The organism is Gluconacetobacter brunescens (assembly GCF_048695475.1).
Classification (GTDB): domain Bacteria; phylum Pseudomonadota; class Alphaproteobacteria; order Acetobacterales; family Acetobacteraceae; genus Gluconacetobacter.
In genome coordinates this window covers 2,501-5,557 of record NZ_JBLHEN010000005.1, presented here as the reverse complement: position 1 = coordinate 5,557, position 3,057 = coordinate 2,501, and the positions used below count along the sequence as shown (strand labels likewise).

Here is a 3,057-nt window from a genome sequence, read left to right as displayed (position 1 = left end):
TGGTTGCGGGGGCAGGATTTGAACCTGCGGCCTTCAGGTTATGAGCCTGACGAGCTACCGGGCTGCTCCACCCCGCGGGGGTGTAGGTGGACTGGAAGACCTGGCGGCGACCGACTTTCCCGCGTCTTAAGACGCAGTATCATAGGCGCAGGGGCATTTCACGGCCGAGTTCGGGATGGGATCGGGTGGATCTTTCCCCGCCATAGCCACCAGGTCGTCCAGTCCACCCTGTAGGGGTGTTTTGGGCGTGTGAGGTTGGTGTTTTGTGAGTGTGTGGTGTGCGTGGATGATTTCTGTGCATGTGTGTTGCCAGGATTAACCTGGCGGTGTGAGTGAGCCTATTGGGCGATTAGGACCAGTTAGCTGCACGCATTACTGCGCTTCCACATCTGGCCTATCGACGTGATGGTCTATCACGGCCCTCAGGGAGACCTAGTTTTGAGGTGGGTTTCTCGCTTAGATGCTTTCAGCGATTATCCCGTCCAAACTTAGCTACCCGGCTGTGCCGCTGGCGCGACAACCGGTACACCAGAGGTCTGTTCATCCCGGTCCTCTCGTACTAGGGACAAATCCTCTCAAGTCTCCAACACCCACGGCAGATAGGGACCGAACTGTCTCACGACGTTCTAAACCCAGCTCACGTACCACTTTAATCGGCGAACAGCCGAACCCTTGGGACCTGCTCCAGCCCCAGGATGTGATGAGCCGACATCGAGGTGCCAAACCTCCCCGTCGATGTGGACTCTTGGGGGAGATCAGCCTGTTATCCCTAGAGTACCTTTTATCCGTTGAGCGATGGCCCTTCCACGCGGGACCACCGGATCACTATGGCCGACTTTCGTCTCTGATCGAGCTGTCACTCTCACAGTCAGGCGGGCTTATGCCATTGCACTCAACAGTCGATGTCCGACCGACCTGAGCCCACCATCGCGCGCCTCCGTTACACTTTGGGAGGCGACCGCCCCAGTCAAACTGCCCACCATGCAGGGTCCCGGACCAGGCTTACTGGTCTCGGTTAGACATCAGAAACAGTCAGGGTGGTATTTCAAGGATGGCTCCACCGGAACTGGCGCCCCGGTTTCAAAGCCTCCCACCTATCCTACACAGAATGTCTCTGATGCCACTGCAAAGCTGCAGTAAAGGTTCATAGGGTCTTTCCGTCTGACCGCGGGTACCCCGCATCTTCACGGGGAATTCAATTTCGCTGAGCCGATGCTGGAGACAGCGGGGAAGTCGTTACGCCATTCGTGCAGGTCGGAACTTACCCGACAAGGAATTTCGCTACCTTAGGACCGTTATAGTTACGGCCGCCGTTTACCGGGGCTTCAATTCAGTGCTTGCACACCTCCTCTTAACCTTCCGGCACCGGGCAGGCGTCAGGCCGTATACGTCGTCTCTCGACTTCGCACAGCCCTGTGTTTTTACTAAACAGTCGCTACCCCCTGGTTTGTGCCACCCGCCAATGGTTGCCCAATGACGGGTCTCGCTTATCCCGAAGTTACGCGAGTAATTTGCCTAGTTCCTTCAGCATCGTTCTCTCAAGCGCCTTGGTATTCTCTACCAGTCCACCTGTGTCGGTTTCGGGTACGGTCTATATGCCAGAGCTATTTCCTGGAATGCGCAAAAAGCCAGCCCAATCCGATAAGGACTGACAACATCTTGCATTCGTCACTTCTGGCAGGCCCAGGAATATTCACCTGGTTTCCATCGACTACGGCTTTCGCCCTCGCCTTAGGGGCCGGCTCACCCTGCGCGGATTAACCTTGCGCAGGAACCCTTGGACTTTCGGCGACAGTGTTTCTCGCACTGTTTGTCGCTACTCATGTCAGCATTCGCACTTCCGATATCTCCAGAGAGGGTCACCCCGTCTCCTTCACAGACTTACGGAACGCTCCGCTACCGCGCATACAAAGTATGCACCCACAGCTTCGGCACGTGGCTTGAGCCCCGTTACATTTTCGGCGCAGGGTTTCTAATAGACCAGTGAGCTATTACGCTTTCTTTAAAGGATGGCTGCTTCTAAGCCAACCTCCTGGTTGTTTTGGAATCCCCACATCCTTTCCCACTTAGCCACGATTTGGGGGCCTTAGCTGGTGGTCTGGGCTGTTTCCCTCTCGACGATGGACCTTAGCACCCACCGTCTGTCTGCCAGGCTAAACTTCCGGGTATTCGGAGTTTGGTTAGGTTTGGTAAGGCTTTGGGCCCCCCTAGCCCATCCAGTGCTCTACCCCCCGGGGTCAACACCTGACGATCTACCTCAATAGATTTCGCGGAGAACCAGCTATCTCCGAGTTTGATTGGCCTTTCACCCCTAGCCACAGCTCATCCCCGACTTTTTCAACAGGCGTGGGTTCGGCCCTCCAGTGCGTGTTACCGCACCTTCAGCCTGGCCATGGCTAGATCACTCGGTTTCGGGTCTTCTGCCAGCAACTCGTCGCCCTATTCAGACTCGCTTTCGCTTCGCCTACACCTAACGGCTTAAGCTCGCTGCAAACAGAAACTCGCTGACCCATTATACAAAAGGTACGCCGTCACCCCATAAGAGGCTCCGACTGCTTGTAGGCATTCGGTTTCAGGTCTATTTCACTCCCCTCGTCGGGGTGCTTTTCACCTTTCCCTCACGGTACTTGTTCACTATCGGTCACCAGGGAGTATTTAGGCTTGGAGGGTGGTCCCCCCATGTTCAGACAGGATTTCACGTGTCCCGCCCTACTCAAGGATCATTTCAGACATTACGCATACGGGGCTATCACCCACTATGGCCGGACTTTCCATTCCGCTCTGCTTGTTCGAAAATGACCACTGGCCTGTTCCGCGTTCGCTCGCCACTACTAGCAGAATCTCAATTGATGTCTTTTCCTCCAGGTACTGAGATGTTTCAGTTCCCCGGGTTCGCCTCGCAATCCTATGTATTCAGATTACGATACCCATCGCTGGGTGGGTTGCCCCATTCAGATATCCACGGATCAAAGCCTGCTCGCGGCTCCCCATGGCTTTTCGCAGCGTGCCACGTCTTTCATCGCCTCCTGGTGCCAAGGCATCCACCGAATGCCCTTA

At 55.5% G+C, this 3,057-nt stretch carries 1 tRNA gene and 2 rRNA genes (1 of these 3 running past the window's edge); all 3 read right to left on the bottom strand.

The window, feature by feature from the left end:
• Positions 1–77: transfer RNA gene (locus tag ACMAUO_RS20895), tRNA-Met, on the bottom strand.
• A gap of 21 nt (positions 78–98) precedes the next feature.
• Positions 99–214: ribosomal RNA gene (gene rrf, locus ACMAUO_RS20890) — 5S ribosomal RNA — on the bottom strand.
• 114 nt (positions 215–328) lie between these two features.
• Positions 329–3,057 (bottom strand): 23S ribosomal RNA (locus tag ACMAUO_RS20885); it runs 12 nt beyond the window's last position.